The sequence below is a fragment of the Asanoa ishikariensis genome, from assembly GCF_900107455.1.
Lineage (GTDB): Bacteria > Actinomycetota > Actinomycetes > Mycobacteriales > Micromonosporaceae > Asanoa > Asanoa ishikariensis.
This window is the reverse complement of the sequence record NZ_FNQB01000004.1, coordinates 652,303-669,177: the sequence shown is the minus strand read 5'-3', so window position 1 is coordinate 669,177 and position 16,875 is coordinate 652,303. Positions and strand designations below refer to the sequence as shown.

At 71.6% G+C, this 16,875-nt stretch carries 16 protein-coding genes; 12 read left to right on the top strand and 4 right to left on the bottom strand.

Going from position 1 to position 16,875, the window contains the following annotated elements; translation table 11 throughout:
• The first annotated feature begins 7 nt into the window (after window positions 1-7).
• From rhaI to BLV39_RS35725, 4 genes are read left to right on the top strand one after another with little or no spacing between them, the layout of a single operon-like run.
• Window positions 8-1,189: an L-rhamnose isomerase gene (gene rhaI, locus BLV39_RS35740; protein WP_090802168.1), complete on the top strand. Its 1,182-nt coding sequence runs from the start codon at window positions 8-10 to the stop codon at window positions 1,187-1,189.
• A 2-nt stretch (window positions 1,190-1,191) separates the two neighbouring features.
• Entirely contained in the window at window positions 1,192-3,216 is a 2,025-nt protein-coding gene (locus tag BLV39_RS35735) for a bifunctional aldolase/short-chain dehydrogenase (protein WP_239083514.1), read from the top strand.
• Window positions 3,213-4,631, top strand: coding sequence for a rhamnulokinase (locus tag BLV39_RS35730; protein WP_090802164.1), 1,419 nt, complete (start codon window positions 3,213-3,215; stop codon window positions 4,629-4,631). Before BLV39_RS35735 ends, BLV39_RS35730 begins: the two co-directional genes overlap by 4 nt.
• On the top strand, window positions 4,628-5,839 hold the full coding sequence (locus BLV39_RS35725) for an MFS transporter (RefSeq protein ID WP_090802876.1): 1,212 nt from the start codon (window positions 4,628-4,630) through the stop codon (window positions 5,837-5,839). Before BLV39_RS35730 ends, BLV39_RS35725 begins: the two co-directional genes overlap by 4 nt.
• Before the next feature lie 90 nt (window positions 5,840-5,929).
• Here BLV39_RS35725 and BLV39_RS35720 read toward each other — a convergent pair whose 3' ends face one another.
• Entirely contained in the window at window positions 5,930-6,253 is a 324-nt protein-coding gene (locus tag BLV39_RS35720; RefSeq protein WP_090802161.1) for an ArsR/SmtB family transcription factor, read from the bottom strand.
• Window positions 6,254-6,309: 56 nt separating this feature from the next.
• Here BLV39_RS35720 and BLV39_RS35715 point away from each other — a divergent pair, with 56 nt between their 5' ends.
• Window positions 6,310-6,954, top strand: coding sequence for a ThuA domain-containing protein (locus tag BLV39_RS35715; protein ID WP_090802159.1), 645 nt, complete (start codon window positions 6,310-6,312; stop codon window positions 6,952-6,954).
• 179 nt (window positions 6,955-7,133) lie between these two features.
• Here BLV39_RS35715 and BLV39_RS35710 read toward each other — a convergent pair whose 3' ends face one another.
• Genes BLV39_RS35710 through BLV39_RS35700 form a run of 3 tightly spaced genes read right to left on the bottom strand, consistent with a single transcriptional unit; the run spans window position 7,134 to window position 9,552 of the window.
• The gene (locus BLV39_RS35710; protein ID WP_143050031.1) at window positions 7,134-8,219 is read right to left on the bottom strand and encodes a hypothetical protein; all 1,086 of its coding nucleotides are present in this window, start codon (window positions 8,217-8,219) and stop codon (window positions 7,134-7,136) included.
• Window positions 8,216-8,521, bottom strand: coding sequence for a PadR family transcriptional regulator (locus BLV39_RS35705; protein WP_090802153.1), 306 nt, complete (start codon window positions 8,519-8,521; stop codon window positions 8,216-8,218). The genes BLV39_RS35710 and BLV39_RS35705 overlap by 4 nt, the downstream gene beginning before the upstream one ends.
• Window positions 8,522-8,544: 23 nt before the next feature.
• Window positions 8,545-9,552, bottom strand: a complete 1,008-nt coding sequence (locus BLV39_RS35700) for a LacI family DNA-binding transcriptional regulator (RefSeq protein ID WP_204082685.1) — start codon at window positions 9,550-9,552, stop codon at window positions 8,545-8,547.
• Between the two features lie 121 nt (window positions 9,553-9,673).
• Between BLV39_RS35700 and BLV39_RS35695 the strand changes: the two genes are divergently transcribed.
• From BLV39_RS35695 to manD, 7 genes are read left to right on the top strand one after another with little or no spacing between them, the layout of a single operon-like run.
• Window positions 9,674-11,005, top strand: coding sequence for a sugar ABC transporter substrate-binding protein (locus BLV39_RS35695; protein WP_090802151.1), 1,332 nt, complete (start codon window positions 9,674-9,676; stop codon window positions 11,003-11,005).
• Window positions 11,002-11,889, top strand: coding sequence for a carbohydrate ABC transporter permease (locus tag BLV39_RS35690; RefSeq protein WP_239083515.1), 888 nt, complete (start codon window positions 11,002-11,004; stop codon window positions 11,887-11,889). The genes BLV39_RS35695 and BLV39_RS35690 overlap by 4 nt, the downstream gene beginning before the upstream one ends.
• Window positions 11,886-12,749 (top strand): carbohydrate ABC transporter permease, encoded by an 864-nt coding sequence (locus tag BLV39_RS35685; RefSeq protein WP_090802146.1) that lies wholly within the window; start codon window positions 11,886-11,888, stop codon window positions 12,747-12,749. The genes BLV39_RS35690 and BLV39_RS35685 overlap by 4 nt, the downstream gene beginning before the upstream one ends.
• Window positions 12,746-13,579: a sugar phosphate isomerase/epimerase family protein gene (locus tag BLV39_RS35680; RefSeq protein WP_090802142.1), complete on the top strand. Its 834-nt coding sequence runs from the start codon at window positions 12,746-12,748 to the stop codon at window positions 13,577-13,579. Before BLV39_RS35685 ends, BLV39_RS35680 begins: the two co-directional genes overlap by 4 nt.
• The gene (locus tag BLV39_RS35675; RefSeq protein ID WP_090802138.1) at window positions 13,576-14,622 is read left to right on the top strand and encodes a Gfo/Idh/MocA family protein; all 1,047 of its coding nucleotides are present in this window, start codon (window positions 13,576-13,578) and stop codon (window positions 14,620-14,622) included. Before BLV39_RS35680 ends, BLV39_RS35675 begins: the two co-directional genes overlap by 4 nt.
• Complete coding sequence (locus tag BLV39_RS35670; RefSeq protein ID WP_090802135.1) at window positions 14,622-15,461, top strand: sugar phosphate isomerase/epimerase family protein; 840 nt, start codon at window positions 14,622-14,624, stop codon at window positions 15,459-15,461. Before BLV39_RS35675 ends, BLV39_RS35670 begins: the two co-directional genes overlap by 1 nt.
• Before the next feature lie 15 nt (window positions 15,462-15,476).
• Window positions 15,477-16,685 carry a D-mannonate dehydratase ManD gene (gene manD / locus BLV39_RS35665; protein ID WP_090802132.1) on the top strand — a complete coding sequence of 403 codons (1,209 nt, stop codon included), beginning with the start codon at window positions 15,477-15,479 and terminating at the stop codon, window positions 16,683-16,685.
• Window positions 16,686-16,875 lie beyond the last annotated feature (190 nt).

Here is a 16,875-nt window from a genome sequence, read left to right as displayed (position 1 = left end):
ACCGAACATGACCGAGCTTGCCCCGTCCACCCGCAGCCGCGTGCTGGCGGCGTTGCGCGATCAGCGAGTCGAGACGGCCTCGTGGGCGTTCGGGAACTCCGGCACGCGGTTCAAGGTGTTCGCCCAGGAAGGTGTGCCGCGGGACCCGTTCGAGAAGATCTCCGACGCCGCCACCGTGCACCGCTTCACGGGTGTCGCGCCGACCGTGGCGCTGCACATCCCGTGGGACAAGGTCGACGACTACGCCGCCCTGGCCGCCTTTGCCAAGGAGCGCGGCGTCGGGCTGGGGGCGATCAACTCCAACGTCTTCCAGGACGACGACTACAAGCTCGGCTCCGTCACCAACCCTGACGCCCGCATCCGCGCCAAGGCCCTCGCGCATCTGGTCGAGTGTGTGGACATCATGGACGCCACCGGGTCCCGCGACCTCAAGCTGTGGTTCTCCGACGGCACCAACTACCCGGGCCAGGACAGCATCCGGAACCGGCAGGACCGGCTCTCCGAAGCGCTGGCCGCCGTCTACGACCGGCTCGGCGACGACCAGCGGATGCTGCTGGAGTACAAGTTCTTCGAGCCGGCGTTCTACGTCACCGACGTGCCGGACTGGGGCACCGCGTACGCGCATTGCCTGACCCTGGGCGACAAGGCACAGGTGGTCATCGACACCGGACACCACGCACCGGGTACGAACATCGAGTTCATCGTCGCGATCCTGCTGCGGGCCGGCAAGCTCGGCGGGTTCGACTTCAACTCCCGCTTCTACGCCGACGACGACCTGATGGTCGGCGCGGCCGACCCGTTCCAGCTCTTCCGGATCATGTGCGAGATCGTGAGCGCCGACGTGCTCAAGCCGGAGGCGGGCATCGCATTCATGCTCGACCAGTGCCACAACCTCGAACCGAAGATCCAGGCCGTCATCCGCTCGGTGATGAACGTGCAGGAAGCGACCGCCAAAGCACTGCTCGTGGATGCTGACGCGCTCGCCGCCGCACAGCAGAATGGTGACGTGCTCGAAGCCAACGACGTGTTGATGGACGCCTATCACACCGACGTCCGGCCGCTGCTGCGCGACCTGCGCGCGGACCTGGGCCTGGACTCCGATCCGGTCGGCGCCTACAAGCGGTCCGGCTACTACGAGACCGTCAAAGCCGAGCGTGTCGGTGGCAACGCCGCCGGATGGGGAGCCTGAGCGTGTCCGCTGTCGAAGAGTTGATCGCGCGGTCGAACCGGCTCGGCGCCGACCCCCGCAACACGAACTACGCGGGCGGGAACACGTCCGCGAAGGGCACCGACACCGATCCGGTGACCGGCGGCGACGTGGAACTGTTGTGGGTCAAGGGCTCCGGCGGCGATCTGGGCACGTTGACGGCTTCCGGGTTGGCGGTGCTGCGGCTGGATCGGCTGCGGGCGCTGGTCGACGTCTACCCGGGCGTCGAGCGTGAGGACGAGATGGTCGCCGCGTTCGACTACTGCCTGCACGGGCGTGGTGGTGCGGCGCCGTCGATCGACACCGCGATGCACGGCCTGGTCGACGTCGCACACGTCGACCACCTGCACCCCGACTCCGGGATCGCCCTCGCGACCGCGGCCGACGGGCCGGCGCTGACCAAGGAGATCTTCGGCGACCGGGTCCTGTGGGTGCCGTGGCGCCGGCCCGGCTTCCAGCTCGGCCTGGACATCGCCGCGGTCAAGCGCGCCAACCCGGCCGCGATCGGCGTGATCCTCGGCGGGCACGGCATCACCGCGTGGGGCGCGACCAGCGACGAGTGCGAGGCCAACGCCCTCGACATCATCCGCACCGCGGCCGCCTACATCGCCGAGCACGGCCGGCCCGAGCCGTTCGGCCCTGTGGTCCATGAGTCGCTTCCCGAGGACGCCCGCCGGGAGCGGGCCGCCGCGCTGGCCCCCGTCATCCGCGGCCTGGCGTCCACCGACCGCCGGATGGTCGGCCACTTCACCGACGCGGACGTGGTCCTCGACTTCCTCGCGCGCGCGGAGCACCCGCGGCTGGCCGCCCTGGGCACGTCCTGCCCCGACCACTTCCTGCGCACCAAGGTCCGCCCACTGGTCCTCGACCTGGCGCCGGACGCACCGTTGGAGACCGTCGTCGCCCGGCTCCAGGAGCTCCACACGGCATATCGGGACGACTACCGCGCCTACTACGAGCGGCACGCCAACGCCGACTCGCCGGCGATGCGTGGCGCCGACCCGGCCATCGTCCTCGTACCCGGCGTCGGAATGTTCTCGTTCGGCGCCAACAAGCAGACCGCGCGGGTCGCCGGCGAGTTCTACGTCAACGCCATCAACGTGATGCGCGGCGCCGAAGCCGTCTCCCGCTACGCACCCATCGACGAGGCCGAGAAGTTCCGCATCGAGTACTGGGCCCTCGAAGAAGCCAAGCTCCAGCGCATGCCCAAGCCGAAGCCCTTAGCGACCCGGGTCGCGTTCGTGACCGGCGGCGGCTCCGGCATCGGCCGTGCCATCGCCCACCGCGTCGCCGCCGAAGGCGCCTGCGTCGTCGTGGCCGACCGTGACGGCACCGCCGCCGCGCGCGTAGCGGCCGAGATCGGCGGCACCGACGTCGCGATCCCGGTCACGGCCGACGTCACCGACACCGCGGCCATCGTCACCGCCCTCCGGGAAGCGGCGATCGCGTTCGGTGGCGTGGACCTGGTCGTCAACAACGCCGGCCTGTCCATCTCCAAGCCCCTGCTCGAGACGACCGACGGCGACTGGGACCTCCAACACGGCGTCATGGCCCGCGGCTCCTTCCTCGTCTCCCGCGAAGCCGCCCGGATCCTCGTCGCCCAGAACATGGGCGGCGACATCATCTACATCTCCTCCAAGAACTCCGTCTTCGCCGGACCCAACAACGTCGCCTACGGCGCCGCCAAAGCCGACCAGGCCCACCAGGTCCGCCTCCTGGCCGCCGAGCTCGGTGGGCACGGCATCCGGGTCAACGGCATCAACCCCGACGGTGTCGTACGCGGCTCCGGCATCTTCTCCGGCGGCTGGGGAGCCAAACGCGCCGCCGTCTACGGCGTCAAAGAAGAAGACCTCGGCACCTACTACGCCCAACGCACCCTCCTCAAACAAGAAGTGCTGCCGGAGAACGTCGCCAACGCCGTCTTCGCCCTCACCGCCGGCGACCTGTCCCACACCACCGGCGTGCACATCCCCGTCGACGCCGGCGTCCCCGCGGCGTTCCTGCGGTGAACGCGTTCGCCGCGGTCGACCTCGGCGCGTCCAGCGGGCGCGTCGTGGTCGGCCGGGTGGGCGCCGGACGGCTGGACCTGACGACCGCGCACCGGTTCCCCAACCAGCCGGTACGCGCGGCCGGCACGCTGCACTGGGACGTGCTGGCGCTGCACGCCGGTGTCCTGGCGGGCCTACGCGCCGCCGGCCCCGTCGACAGCGTCGGCATCGACTCGTGGGCGGTCGACTACGGCCTGGTCGACGCGACCGGTGCGCTGCTCGGCAACCCCGTGCACTACCGCGACGCCCGCACCGACGGCTGGCGGGCGACCGCGGAACGCCTCGGCGAGCAACGGCTCTACGCCACCACCGGGCTTCAGCAGCTTCCGTTCAACACGCTCTACCAACTCGTCGCGTCGGCCGGCACTCCGCAGCTCGCGGCCGCCCGGCACCTGCTGCTGATCCCGGACCTGATCGCGTACTGGCTGACCGGCGAGCTCGGCGCCGAGGAGACCAACGCCTCGACCACCCAGTTGTACGACGTCCGCACGCGCGCCTGGGCCACGGAGCTGATCGCCGACGCCGGCCTGCCCGCCGGGCTGTTCCCGCCGCTGCGCCGGCCGGGCGACCGAATCGGCCAGGTGCGGGCCGACGCCGGACTCCCCTACCCCACCGAGGTCGTCGCGGTCGGCTCGCACGACACCGCGTCGGCGGTGGTCGGGGTGCCGGCCGACGGCACGGACTTCGCGTACATCTCCTGCGGCACCTGGTCCCTGGTCGGCGTCGAGCTCGACGCGCCGGTGCTCACCGAGGCGAGCCGGTTGGCCAACTTCACCAACGAGGGCGGCGTCGACGGGACGATCCGGTACCTGCGCAACGTGATGGGCCTCTGGCTGCTCCAGGAGTGCCTGCGGGAGTGGGGCGACCCCGACCTCGAGCCGTTGCTGCGCGCGGCCGAGGCTTCACCGGCGTTCGGCGCCGTCGTCGACGCCGACGACCCCGTCTTCCTGCCGCCGGGCGGAATGCCCGAGCGGATCGCCGCGTACTGCCGGCGCACCGGGCAGGCGCCACCGTCGACCCGGCCGGCTGTGCTTCGGTGCATCATGGACAGTCTCGCCCTGGCCCACCGCCGGGCCGTGCGGGCGGCCGCCGAGCTGTCCGGGCGGGACATCGCCGTGGTGCATCTGGTCGGTGGCGGCGCCCGCAACGCGCTGCTCTGCCAACTCACCGCCGACGCCTGCGGCCTGCCGGTGCTGGCCGGTCCGGTGGAGGCCACCGCGGTCGGCAACGTGCTGGTGCAGGCCCGCGCGGCCGGCGCCGTGCGAGGCGACCTGGCCGCGCTGCGCAAGCTGGTCCGCGAGACGCACGAGCTGCACCGCTTCGAGCCGCGCGCCGATGCCACCGCGTGGGACGCGGCGGACGGCCGGCTCAGGTGACTCCGGACCCGGCGGTCCGCCGCGCGACAGTCGCCACGTTCGCGGCGTTCGGCGCGTCGGGCCTGGCGTTCGCGAGCCTGTTCGCCCGGATCCCCCAGATCCGCGACCAACTCCACCTCGACCCCGCCGGGCTGGGTCTGACCCTGCTGTCCGGCTCCGCCGGTTCGGTGCTCGCGCTGATCCTGTCGGGCTCGGTCGTGGCCCGGTTCGGCTCCCGGCGGGTCGTCCAGGTCAGCGCCGTGCTGTTCGCCGTCGGCCTCGCGACCGCCGCGTTCGGCGCGCTGGTCGGCGTCGCTCCGGTCGTGGTCGGGCTGTTCGTGCTCGGCGTCGGCACCGGTGCCTGGGACGTCGCGATGAACCTCCAGGGCACGAACGTCGAGCGGCACCTGGACCGGACGATCATGTCCCGCCTGCACGCCGGCTTCTCGGTCGGCACGGTCGTGGGCGCGCTGGTCGGCGCCGCGATGGTCGCCCTGAAGGTGCCGGTCGCCATCCACCTCACCGCCATCGCCGTGCTGGTCGCCACGGTCGTGCCCGGCTACGCCCGCCGCTTCCTCCCGGACGGCCGCGAACCGGGCGCACCGGCCGCGCGGACCGGGTTCGGCGCGTGGCGCGAGCCGCGCACCATCCTGATCGGACTGTTCGTGCTCGCCTTCACCCTGGCCGAGGGCGCCGGCAACGACTGGATCGTGATCGCCTCGGTCGACGGCCACGGCGCGGCGCCGGCCATCGGCACGCTGGCCTTCGCGGCCTTCCTCACCGCGATGACCATCGGCCGTTGGTGCGGCCCGTGGTTGTTACACCGCTACGGCAAGGTCCCCGTGCTGCGAGTCCTCGCCGTCCTGGGTCTGGCCGGCACCGCCCTGTTCGTGTTCGCGCCGGTGCTGCCGCTGGCCCTGGCCGGTGCGCTGCTGTGGGGCCTGGGCGCCGCGCTCGGATTCCCGGTGGGGATGACCGCCGCTGCCGAGGACCCGGACCGGGCGGCCGGTCGGGTCAGCGTGGTCGCCACCATCGGCTACTGCGCGTTCCTCGCCGGTCCCCCACTGCTCGGCCTGCTCGGCGACCAGATCACCGTGCTGCGGGCACTGACCGTCATCGCGTTGCTCTTCGGCTTCGCCGCGCTGCTCACCGGTGTCTCCTTGGGCCGAACCGCTGCCAGCGGTCCCAGTGCACGAACGCCTCAGCCTCAGCCGGCGGACCGGGCCTGAAGTCCGTGCCGACCGCATGGGCGACTGGGACCTTCGCCGAGCGCTCGGGACGGGTCGTGGTCGGCACCTCGTCGGGGCTGAGCGAGAGCGTCAGGCCGGCACCCGGACGTCGAGGTTGGCGGTGACGGCGGGAAGCACGCCGGGGAAGCGGGCGTCGACCTCGGCCGCGCGTAGCTCGTGGAGGCGGAAGCTGCCGCTCGGCGTGACCCGCAGGACGCCCGCCTCGCGGAGCACCTTGAGATGGTGCGAGAGCGTCGACATGCTCACCTCGGAGAGCGCGTCGAACTTGCCGCACACCACCCCGCCGGAGGACGCCAGTTGGCGCACGACACTCAGCCGCACCGGATCGGAGAGCGCCGCGAGCAGCGTGGCGAGCTCGATCGAGGCGAGATCTGGATGGTGCAGGGCGCGCATCGCCTCATGCTAGCCTTGGCTTCGACGTTTCGCCAATCATCGAAATCAGGCCTCTCATGCGCAGTGACACCGTCATCTTCAGCGGCCAGGGTGACCACGCCGATCCCTGGCACGACCTGCCGGCGACCAGTGCCGCGCTGGCCGATCTGCTCGGCCCGCCCGGCTCAGTGACGGTCGTCACCGAGGTCGACCAGCTCAAGACGGCGCTGGCCGGAGCCCGCCTGCTCGTCGTCAACGCGACCGCGTACCGGCTCGAGCCCGTGCCGGAGGACGCCGTGTTCGCCGCCACCGTGGCGGACTTCCTGGCCGGCGGCGGCGGGCTGCTCGCGATGCACAGCGCGACGGTCGCGTTCCCCGGCGACCCGACCTGGCGCGCGACGATCGGAGCGGTCTGGGAGCACGGCCGCACGTTCCATCCGGACATCGAGCCGAACCTGGTCCGGCGCACCGAGGTCGCCCACCCGATCGCCGACGGCCTGGGCGACTTCGAGGTCATCGACGAGCGCTACACCGACCTGGACCTGGTCGACGACCTAACGCCGGTGTACGTGCACGCCAGCGGACCCGCCGTCTGGGCGCGCGAGGTCGGCGGCGGCCGGGTGGTCTATGACGCGTTCGGGCACGACCTGCGCTCCTACGCCTCGCCGGGGCACGTCGCCCTGGTGCGCAGGGCGGCCGACTGGCTACGCGGCGCTCACTGAGTACCCGGGCTCATGAGCCCGACCCCGCCCCGCTGGCAGGCTGACACCCGCACAGGACGACGGGGGGTCGTCCTTGTTGCGGCGGCGTCGGCGCGGACGGGACGATGGGGGCACCCCGACCGCGCCGACGACGAACTCACCGTGACCCTGCCGGCGCGTGGCCAACGCCGACGGCGAACTTACCGACGCACCGCCGGCGCGTTGCGGGCGCCGAGGGCGGCTCCGGCCAGCCCGAGTGCGAGGCCGAAGATCGGGAAGATGGCTAGGCAGAAGGCCAGGGCGTCGGCCAGGTTCGCGCTGGCCGGGGCTAGTAGCTCGCCGTCGAGGGTTCGGCCGTCGATCGCGTGGCGGCGCAGCGCTTCCGGCAGCCAGACCGCGTAGGTGAGCGGCATCGCGACGGCCACCGTCCACATTGCCGCCCGCAGGCCCGGCCGGAACGAGCGGCCGGAGCGGCCGGCCACGAAGGCCGGGACGAAGAAGGCGGCCATCGGCACCAACACCAGCACCGCGCCCAGCAGGGGCACGAGGACCGCCGGCGGCTCACCGGAGCGGTTCGACAGGAGGAACCACGCCGCGAACACGACCCCCGCGCCGGCGCCGAGGTGGGATGAGCGTGGGCCGGCGAGCGCGACGAACAGGCAGCCTGCCAGCGCGACCGCGAGGGCCACCGCAGCCGGCGCCGCAAGGTGGGTGGCGGGCTCGTGGCGCAGGAAGTACACGGTCGCGGCGATCGCCGCCGCCACGCCGAGCGTCACAACGACCGCGGGCACCGCGAGCCGGGGCCGGTGTGAGCGGGCGACCGCCGTCGCCGCGAGCGCGCCGACCAGCCCCGTGAACGTCATCGCGAACACCGTCAGCCCGGGCATCGCCGCGCGCCCGACCGCCGCGACCGCGGCCACCGCCAGAGCGACCACCGCCGTGGGCACCGGCCACCCGCCCGCCGGTGGCAGCGACAGGGTGGCCCGGACACAGCTCAGCGCGAACCGCCAGCGGGCCGCTCGCCCCTCCAGCGAGGCAAGCTCGGCGAGCATCGCCCGGCCCCACCCCCGCCGACCGGTCGGCAGCGCCGCCACCGCGGCGGAGAGCAACCGTGTCGCTGGATCGGTCACGGACACCCGGCCGACGGCCCAGCGGAGCTGGGACAGCGCCACCCACAGCAGCGGCACGACGGCCCATCCCACGACGACGGAGACCGGCCCGGGTCGCTCGTCGACCAGCGTGAGCACCACCCCGTAGGCGATCGTCCACGCGAGCAGAAGAATCATGTCGCCTGCCACCCGGCTCTCCACGGAGGCGCCGGGGCTGCCGCGAGCTCGGTGGCCAGCGTCCTCCCCGAACCGGTCAACCGGTAGAGGTGACGCGGCGGCCGCCCGGCGGGGCCGTTGGTCTCCCAGGTCGCCTCGAGCAGGCCGCGGTCGGTCAGTCGCATCAGGATCGGGTAGAGCGAACCGGGCTTGAGGTCGAGCTGCTGGCAGAGCTCGTAGCCGTAGCGCCAGGCGGACGGCTCCGAAGCCAGCGCCAGGACGACGGCCGTGGTCTGTGCGGAGGGGCGTCGGCTGCGGACCATGCGTTAACTCTATATAGCTAGAGTTAATCGGTCAACGGCCCGGTCGACTCGCGTACGGTCAGGTAGGTCGGCAGCACCACCGTCCGGCGCTGTGGCTGCGGCGCCCGGTGGTCCAGGCCGGCGACCAGCAGCGACACCGCCATGCGGCCGGCCTGCTCGATCGGTGCCGTCAACGTCGTCAGCGGCGGGTTGCTGAAGTCGGCGCCGAAGATGTCGTCGCAGCCCACCACGCTCAGGTCGGCGGGCACCCGCACGCCGCGCTCGCGCAGCCGGGTCAGCATGCCGAGCGCGAACAGGTCGTTGAACGCGACGCAGGCGGTGGCGCCGCTGTTGAGCACGGCGTCGGCGGCCGCGGTGCCGGAGCCCCGGCCGGACGGGAACGGGCCGACCCGCTGAGCGCCCAGCCCGTGCCGCTCCAGCGCTCCCCGCATCGCCTGCCAGCGCGCCTGGTTGGACCACGACTGGGTCGGGCCCGACACGTACACGATGTCGCGGTGTCCGAGCGAGACCAGGTGCTCGACCGCCTGCGCGATGCCCGCCGGAGTGTCGATCACGACGCTGGGCACGCCGCGCACGTTGCGGTTGACGGTCACCAGGGGGATCTCGCCGGCCAACGCCACGAGTGCCCGGGCCGGCAGCCGGGAGGCGCCGAGGATCGCGCCATCCAAAGACCGCCGCATGGTGTGCAGCATCTCGATCTCGTGCTCGGCCGAGTCTTCGGTGTCGATCAAGAGGTGTGCGTAACCGGCGGCCTTCAACTGCTGCTGGGTGCCGCGGATCATGCCGAAGTAGAACGGGTTGGTGACGTCGGAGACGACCAGCGCGACCGTCCTGGTGCGCCCGGAGGCCAGCGCCCGGGCCGGTGGGTGCGGCACGTAGTCCATCGAGCGGGCCGCTGCCTGGATCCGCTCCCGGGTCGCCGGGCTCACCCTGGACGGCCGGGACAGGGCACGCGAGACCGTCGACACGGCCACGCCGGTGGCCGCCGCGATGTCGGCGATGGTGACCGGCCGTCGGCGTCCGCTCTCCACGAGCGCCAGCCAACCATCGATGGCAACACATGGCAAACGGTTGTCACCGCCGGACGGGCCTGACTAGCGTCCGGAAACAACATCGATCACCCCCACTCCCTCGCCGCCCCGAGGAGTTCCGATGAACAGACGACAACTCGCCGCGTTGGCCGGCGCGCTCCTGCTGGGCTCGACGCTGACGGCCTGCGGTTCCGACGACGACACAGCGTCCGGTGACAACTCCGGTGTCACCCTCACCATGCTCATGGGCGTCAACAACATCTACCCCGAGCAGCAACGCGCGTGGTTCACCGAGGTCTCCGACAAGTTCAAGGCGGAGACCGGCGCCAGCGTACGGTTCGAGACGTTCGCGTCCGCCAACGACGAGCTGACGAAGATCCAGACGTCGGTGGTCGCCGGACAGGGCCCGGACATCTACGCGCTCGGCACGACCTTCACCCCGACCGCGTACGCCACCGGCGCGTTCGTCGAACTGACAAAGGACGACTGGGACAAGGTCGGCGGCCGGGACCGGTTCCTGCCGGCCACGCTGGGCATCTCCGGGCCCGACAAGGAGCACGAGGTCGGCATCCCGTTCGCCAGCCGGCCGTTCGTGATGGCCTACAACAAGGACCTGCTGACCGCGGCCGGCATCGACAAGCCGGCCGACAGTTGGGACGGCCTGCGCGACCAGGCCAAGCAGCTCACCAAGGACGGCGCGTACGGGCTGGCGGTCGGCTACGCCGACGGCTTCGACCCGTGGAAGTTCATCTGGGCGATGACCACGCAGGCCGGCACCCCGGTCGTGAAGGACGGCAAGGCCTCCCTCGACGGGCCCAACACGAAGGCCGCCTACCAGGCCTACCTGGGCTGGCTGGCCACCGACAAGGTGGTCGACCCGGCCGCCGTCGGCTGGAAGAACGCGCAGGCGATCGCCGCGTTCGGTGAGGGCAAGGCCGCGTACCTGCCGATGGTCTCCGCGAGCTCCAAGGTGAGCCTCGACAAGTCGAAGGTCGCCGGGAAATACGCGTACGCCGTGATGCCGACGATCCCGCCCGGCGCGACCAGCCTCCCGTCCGGTGGCGTGGCCGCGACCAGCATCCTGTCCGGCGACAACGTGGTGGTCGCGAAATACAGCAAGCACAAGGACCTCGCGCTCGCCCTGCTCAAGCAGTTGACCAGCGAGGAGTCGCAGACCAGCTACTACAAGACGTTCGGTGAGCTGCCGACCAACCAGGCCGCCGCCACCGCGTTGGGCAGCGACCCGGCCCTGGCGGCGATCGTCGAGTCCGCGGGCAAGTCGCTGAACACGCCCTTCACCGGCGGCTGGGGCCAGGTGCAGCTCGCCCTGACCAACGTCGTCGTCCAGTCGATCCCCGACCTGTCCGCCGGAAAGGTCGACGACGGCAAGCTGGCCGGCCTGCTCGGCCAGGCCCAGAGCACCGCGCAAGAAGCGCTCGACAAGGCGAAGTGACCCGGCCGCGCCGCACCGCCACCCGGCGGGGACGTCCACTCTGGATGTTCCTGCCGGGTGGTGTGCTCACCCTCCTGGTCATCCTCGTCCCGCTCGCCCTCGCCCTCTACATCTCGCTGCTCGACCTCGACCAGTACTCGATCCGCGAGTGGGTCGGCGCCGACTTCATCGGGTTCGCCAACTACGTCGAGGCGGTCCGCGACTCACACCTGGTGCACGCGATCGGCCTCAGCGTCGGCTACTCGGCGCTGGTCACGGTCGGCTGCCTGCCGATCGGGCTGGCCGCGGCGGTGGCGACCCAGGACCGGTTCAAGGGCCGCGGTCTGGTCCGCTCGGTGCTGCTCGTCCCGTACGTGCTGCCCGCCTTCGTGGTCGGCAGCACCTGGCGCATCATCTTCCAGCCCGACGGCGTCGCCAACGAGGTGCTCGGCACGAGCGGGCTGTGGCTCAACGGTCCACGCAGCTTCTGGGCGCTGGTCATCGTGCAGCTCTGGGCCGGCTGGCCGCTGGTCTACCTGCTGGCCGCCGCGGGCCTGCAGTCGCTGGACGCCACCGTGCACGAGGCCGCCGCGCTCGACGGCGCCGGCTGGTGGGCCAAGCTGCGCCATGTCATCCTCCCGCAGCTGCGCGGCCCGGTCTCGCTCGCGCTCGTTATCTCGTTCCTGCACAACGTCAACAGCTTCACGCTGCCGTTCGTGCTCTTCGGCGTGCCCAGCCCCTACGACGTGGAGGTGCTGCCCGTGCTGACCTATGTGGAGAGCTTCCAGAACTTCGAGTTCGGCCTCAGCGTCGCGATGGCCGTGGTCTCGCTGATCCTGGTGGCCATCCCGATGGCGGTCTACCTGCGCGCGGTGCGGCTCGACACGGGACTGGGGCGACGATGAGACGCTCCGAAGAGGTCGCCCGCCTGCTGCCCGGGCCACTGCGCGCGGTCGTGCTCACCGTGCTGCTGCTGGTCGTGCTCGGCCCGCTGGCCTACATGGCGCTCGCGAGCGTCAGCTCCGACCTCGCGGTGGCCCGCGGCGCGCTGTGGCCCGACGGCTTCCACATCGACAACTACGCCAAGATCTGGTCGACCACGAACCTCGGCCGGGGCCTCGTCAACAGCGTGCTGGTGGCGGGTGCCGTGGCCGTGGTGAGCGCGTTCGTCGCGCTGCTGTCCGCGTACGTGCTCGTGCGCTATGCCTTCCGCGGCCGCATCGCCGTGCTGCGCGCCCTGCTCGCGTTGCAGAGCATCCCTGGCACGCTGCTGCTGCTCCCGGTGTTCGTGCTGTTCGCCAGCGCCGCCACGGCCCTGGGCGTCACCATCATCGGCACCCGGTGGGCGGTGCTCATCACGTACCTCACCTTCGCCCTGCCGTTCTCCACCTGGGTGATGGTCACCTACCTGCGTGAGCTGCCGCCGGAGCTCGACGAGGCGGCCCGGGTCGACGGCGCCTCGCCGTGGCGGGTGCTGACCCGGGTGATCGCGCCGCTGAGCTGGCCCGGCCTGGTGGTCAGCGGGGTGTTCGCGTTCCTGCTCGGCTGGAACGACGTGCTGTTCGCCTCCGTGCTGACCAACCCGGACACCCGCACCGCCGCGGTCGAGTTGCAGATCTTCGGCGCCAGCCAGGAAGGCGGGGCGCTTCCGGTGTACGGGCAGTTGATGGCGGCCGCGCTGGTCTGCGCCGTCCCGGTGGTGGCGCTCTACCTTGTGTTCCAGCGATATCTGGTGGCCGGCCTGACCACGGGAGGCGTGCGGTGACGGTGTGGCACCTGTCCGGCTTCGGCGACGAGATCGACCCGGACCCGGTGGTGCAGCTCGCGGTGCTGTCCGCCCTCGGCGCCCGGCACCTGGAGCTGCGCAGCGCCTGGGACGTCAACGTGGTCGACCTTTCCTCGGAGCAGCTCGACCGCGTGGCGACTCTGCTCGCCGAGCGCGACATGGAGGTTTCCGCGATCGCGTCGCCGATCGGCAAGGTGCTGATCACCGAGGACCCAGCCGGCGAGCTCGACCGGCTGGGCCGGGCCATCGCGGCCGCGCACCGGCTCGGCTGCCGCTACATCCGGCTGTTCTCGTTCTACCGCCCGCCAGGGACTAAAGCCGGCGACATCCGCGACGAGGTGCTGCGCCGCGTGCGGGACTGGGCCACCGTCGCCGAGCGGGAAGGCGTCGTGCTGGTGCACGAGAACGAGAAGGAGATCTACGGCGACATACCGGACCGGGTACGCGATCTGGTCGAGTCGGTCGGCTCCTCCGCGCTGAAGGTCGCCTGGGACAACGCCAACTTCGTGCAAGTCGGCGTGCGCCCGTTCACCGACGGCTACGCGATGCTCCGGCCGCACCTCGAATATCTCCAGGTCAAGGACGCGATCGCGGCGACCGGCGAGGTCGTGCCGGCGGGCGAGGGCGACGGTGAGTTGCGGGCGACGTTGACCGCGCTGCGCGACGACGGCTACGCCGGTTTCGCCTCGCTGGAGCCGCACCTCGCGATGCAGAGTGCCACCGGCGGGTTCTCGGGTCCGGCGGAGTTCGGCCGGGCCGCCCGGGCGTTCGCCGCACTCACCAACGAGATCGGAGTGCAGACGGCATGACCACCATCCCCGTCACCGTCGTCGGTGCCGGCATCATCGGCGAGACCCACGCTGACGCCGTGCTCCGGCATCCCCGACTGCACGTCGCCGCGGTCGTCGACACCGACCCGGTCGCCAGGGAGCGACTCGCGGCCCGCGCGGGCGGCGCCGAGCCGTTCGCCGACCTCGCCGAGGCGCTGACCCCGGGTGGGCTGGTCACCGTCTGCACGCCGTCGGGGCTGCACGCCGAGCTCGCCGAGCAGGCGCTGGCCGCCGGCGCGCACGTGCTCGTCGAGAAGCCGCTCGACGCCGCGGTCGGACCGGCCCGCCGGCTCGCCGACCGCGCCGACGAGTTCGCCGCGCGTGGGCTGGTCGCCTCCGTGGTCAGTCAGCACCGGTTCGACCCGGCCAGCGTCGCGGTCGCCGCGGCTGCGCACGGCGGCGGGCTCGGTCGCCTCACCTCCGCGGTCGCGTCCGTGCCATGGTGGCGGGCGCAGGCCTACTACGACTCGGCCGCCTGGCGCGGCACCCAGGCCCTGGACGGCGGTGGCGCGCTGATGAACCAGGGCGTGCACACCGTCGACCTGCTGCTGTGGCTGCTCGGCGAGCCGGTCGAGGTGTTCGCGTACACAGCCCGGCTGGCGCACGAGGACATCGAGGTGGAGGACGTCGCCGTGGCGACGCTGCGGTTCGCGTCCGGCGCGCTGGCCACGCTGCACGCCACCACCGCCGGCCGTCCTGGCATCGGGGTGCGGCTCCAGCTCCACGGCACCGACGGTTCAGCGGTCATCCACGACGACCAGCTCGAGTACCTGCACGCCGGTGCGGGGCCGGCCAGGGCCTCCGACGCGGTGCCGGTCAGTGAGCTGCGCGGGGCGCCGAAACCGCCGGACAGCTTCGTACTCGGCCATCTGCGCCAGTACGACGACGTGGTGGCCGCCATCGACGGGGGGCGGCCACCCGGGGTCGGGCTGCGCGACGGGTTGCTCGCGGTCGCGGTCGTGCACGCGGTGTACCTGTCGGCCACGCTCGGCCGCCCCGTCAAGGTCGCGGAGGTCTCCTGATGCGGTTCTCGGTGTTCACCGCCTCCACACCACAATGGACGCCCGAGGAGGCCGCCCGGGAGCTGGCCGCGCAGGGCTGGGACGGGGTCGAGTGGCGGGTGACCGACCAGGACGACGCCGAGGTGCCGGGCTTCTGGGCCGGCAACCGGGCCACCTGGCCGCTGCGCGGGCTGGAGGAGAGCCTGCCGGAGATCTCCCGGATCACCCGAGCGGCCGGGCTCGACTTCTCGGGCGTCGGCGCGTACGTGCCCGCCAGTGACCACGACGGCATCGAACGTGTGCTGGCGGCGACCGCGGCGCTCGGCGCCGGTCGGGTCCGGGTGACCATGCCCAAACTGGGCATGGCGCCGTACCCGGACCTGTTCGCGACGACCCGGGACGACCTGGCGTGGGCCGCGCAGCGGGCGGCGACGCACGGCGTCACGGCGCTGGTCGAGCTCCACCACGGCACCATCGCCGCGTCCGCGTCGGCCGCGCTGCGCCTGGTCGAAGGGTTGGACCCGGGCCACGTAGCGGTCATCCACGACGTCGGCAACCTCGTCATCGAGGGGCACGAGGAGCACCGGGCGGCGTTCGAGCTGCTCGGGCCGTACCTCGCGCACGTGCACGTCAAGAACGTCGCCTGGCGGCCGGTCGGCACTCGGGCTGACGGGTCGACCGCATGGGCGGCGGACTGGGCGCCGCTGCGCGAAGGGCAGGCCGACCTCGGGGCGTACTTCACCGCGCTGCGGGAGGTCGGTTACGACGGCTGGGTGACCGTGGAAGACTTCTCGACGGCGCTACCGCTGGCGGAGCGCACCCGGGACAACCTCGCCTACCTGCGTACCCTCGCGGGTTGACCCACGGAGGCAGCCGTGAAGATCGTCGACGCGCGGGTGATCGTCACCTGCCCCGGTCGCAACTTCGTCACCCTCAAGCTGGTCACCGACGACGGCCTCACCGGCGTCGGCGACGCCACGCTCAACGGGCGTGAGCTGGCGGTGGCCAGTTACCTGCGCGACCACGTGGTGCCCGCCCTGATCGGCCGCGACGCGTCCCGGATCGAGGACACCTGGAACTACCTCTACAAGGGTGCCTACTGGCGACGCGGGCCGGTGACGATGACCGCGATCGCGGCGGTCGACACGGCACTCTGGGACATCAAGGGCAAGGCCGCCGGCATGCCGGTCTACCAGTTGCTCGGCGGTCGCAGCCGAGAGGGCGTGACGGTGTACGGGCACGCCAACGCCGAGACCGTCGAGGGCGTGCTGGCCGAGGTCGCCCGTTATGTCGACCTCGGCTACAAGGCCGTGCGGGTGCAGGCGGGGGTACCGGGGCTGGCCACCACGTACGGCGTCAGCGGCGACAAGATGTTCTACGAGCCGGCCGACGCGGCGGTGCCGACCGAGGCGGTCTGGTCGACCGAGCGCTATCTGGCCCACACGCCGGGCGTGTTCGCCCAGGTCCGTGACGAGTTCGGTCCGAACCTGCGGCTGTTGCACGACGTGCACCACCGGCTGACCCCGATCGAGGCGGGCCGGCTCGGCAAGAGCCTGGAGCCGTACGCGCTGACCTGGATGGAAGACCCGACGCCGGCCGAGCTTCAGGACAGCCTGCGGTTGATTCGCCAGCACACCACGACACCGATCGCCATCGGCGAGATCTTCAGTGGCATCTGGGACTGCCAGCAGCTCATCACCGAGCAGCTCATCGACTACATCCGGGCCACCGTCGTGCACGCCGGCGGCATCACCCACCTTCGCCGGATCTTCGACCTGGCCGCGCTCTACCAGGTGCGCAGCGGCTCGCACGGCGCGACGGACCTGTCGCCGGTGTGCATGTCCGCGGCGCTGCACCTCGACGTAGCGATCCCGAACTTCGGTTTGCAGGAGTACATGCGACACACGGCGGAGACCGACGCGGTGTTCCCGCACGGCTACCACTTCGCCGACGGCTACCTGCACCCGTCGGAGGAGCCCGGCCTGGGCGTCGACATCGACGAGGACCTGGCCGCCGCGTTCCCCTACCGACCCGCCGCGCTGCCGGTCAACCGCCTCGAAGACGGCACCCTGCACAGCTGGTGAACGGGTCGTTCGCTATGCGAACACGTTGCGATGGCGCAAACATCCTTGACGACCTGCGTAAATATTCACTAGCGTGAGTTCAGTTTCGTTGCGGCACGGCTTTCTGCCGATCGTGCAAAAGTTCCGGTGATCTACAAAGAACTTTCGTTCGCAACCATCTATCTTTTGCCATCGACTGACATTATCGTCT